Below are 1,448 nucleotides of genomic sequence, written 5' to 3'. Positions count from 1 at the left end.
TAGAATAGACGTATTGTTAACCACCGATGACAGATTACTGAGAAAAGCCATAAAATACAGTAAATTATTGCAAGTAAAATTAGCAGAATTAAATATCTTAACCAATTAAAAAAGCGAGAAAGTATTAGCAACCCTTCTCGCTTTATTATCACTAAACCAACGCATCCACAGCTTGCGGAACTACTGCCGTCTCAGTTGTGGTATTTTCCCCTAGGTAAATTCCCAAAGAACGGGCTGTTTTGACGATAAAACCATCAGGATCCACGGGATAGGCACAGCGATGCTCTTGATGACATTGTTTGATAATTTTGATCACTGGTTTCAGGGGCAAACTACGCACTTGTCCCCCGCGCCAAATCACCACGCGATCGAGTTTACCCTGTTCGATTAATTCTACGGCCTTAATGCCGAAGGCCGTGGCTAACAGTCGATCCATGGCCAAAGGAGGACGACTTCTTTGCAGGTGTCCCAAAGACATGGCCCGCACATCCATGGAATTGAGATAACAGAAGACGGGATCGGTAACGCACAAAGAGCGAGTTTTGTCAAATATTAATTTTTCTAAATAATCGGCAATATACTTCTCTTTTTGGTTATTTTCGTTCTTAACACCCTCAGAAATCACAATGAGAGCGAATTTACGACCTTGAGCGCGTAATTCTGCCAAATGACGACAACAACCGTCGATAATTTCGGGAGTGAGAGCAGGGGTTAATTCGGGAATAAAAATCGCATCGGCCCCCCCGGCAATTCCAGCATGAAGAGCTAGATGACCGGCATCTCTACCCATCACCTGCACAATCATCACCCTTTCGTGACTAGCGGCGGTAAAGGTGAGATCATACAAAGCTTGAGTAACGATATCGACGGCAGTGGTAAAACCGACTGCCCATTCCGTATAGGGAACGTCATTATCGATGGTTTTGGGAACCGCGATAATATTCCAGTTGCCTTTCTGGGCGAGATCGTAGATGATATCGATGCTCCCATCGCCCCCAACGACGATCAGGGCATCTAATCCCAGCATTTCGTATCCTTGCAGGATTTTCGTGGCAATTTCTGGGTTTTCGGGATGTCCTTTGCTCAAAGAACCCAAGACACTACCACTAAGAAACTGCAAAACGTCTAATCCTTTCAAGACCCCGGGTAGGTTATAGCCATGCTGAGTCAGGATCAAATCTTCGGGGTGATATTTTCCCTCGGCAATCTGCATAAAACCGTCGGTCCCGTAGGGAATGCCGTACACATCCCAACCCTTGAGTTTTGATGATTTCACCACGGCACGAATTACCGCATTTAACCCCGGGCAATCGCCACCACTGGTCAGAATGCCGATTTTTTTCTTTTGATTCTCGTTCATGGTTATATCCTCCAGGATTTTTTTTTCTTTGTCGGGAGTCGGGTGGGTGTTAGGGTTTTGGGGTGTTAGGGTTTTAGGGTTTTAGGGT

General features: G+C 45.4%; 1 protein-coding gene. It reads right to left on the bottom strand.

Going from position 1 to position 1,448, the window contains the following annotated elements:
- Positions 1 to 151 precede the first annotated feature (151 nt).
- Complete coding sequence (locus PX636_RS05710; RefSeq protein ID WP_288116459.1) at positions 152 to 1,360, bottom strand: ATP-dependent 6-phosphofructokinase; 1,209 nt, start codon at positions 1,358 to 1,360, stop codon at positions 152 to 154.
- Between the last annotated feature and the right edge of the window lie 88 nt (positions 1,361 to 1,448).

Origin of the sequence: Microcystis sp. M53598_WE2, from assembly GCF_030067735.1 — a bacterium.
In the GTDB taxonomy this organism is placed as follows: domain Bacteria; phylum Cyanobacteriota; class Cyanobacteriia; order Cyanobacteriales; family Microcystaceae; genus Microcystis; species Microcystis aeruginosa.
The sequence above is the reverse complement of the archived record's forward strand: the minus strand, read 5'-3'. Positions and strand labels throughout refer to the sequence as shown.

What these genes read in the sequence shown, in the direction of transcription:
- PX636_RS05710 (WP_288116459.1), bottom strand. Translation starts at nt 1,360, where the DNA reads ATGAACGAGAATCAAAAGAAAAAAATCGGCATTCTGACCAGTGGTGGC.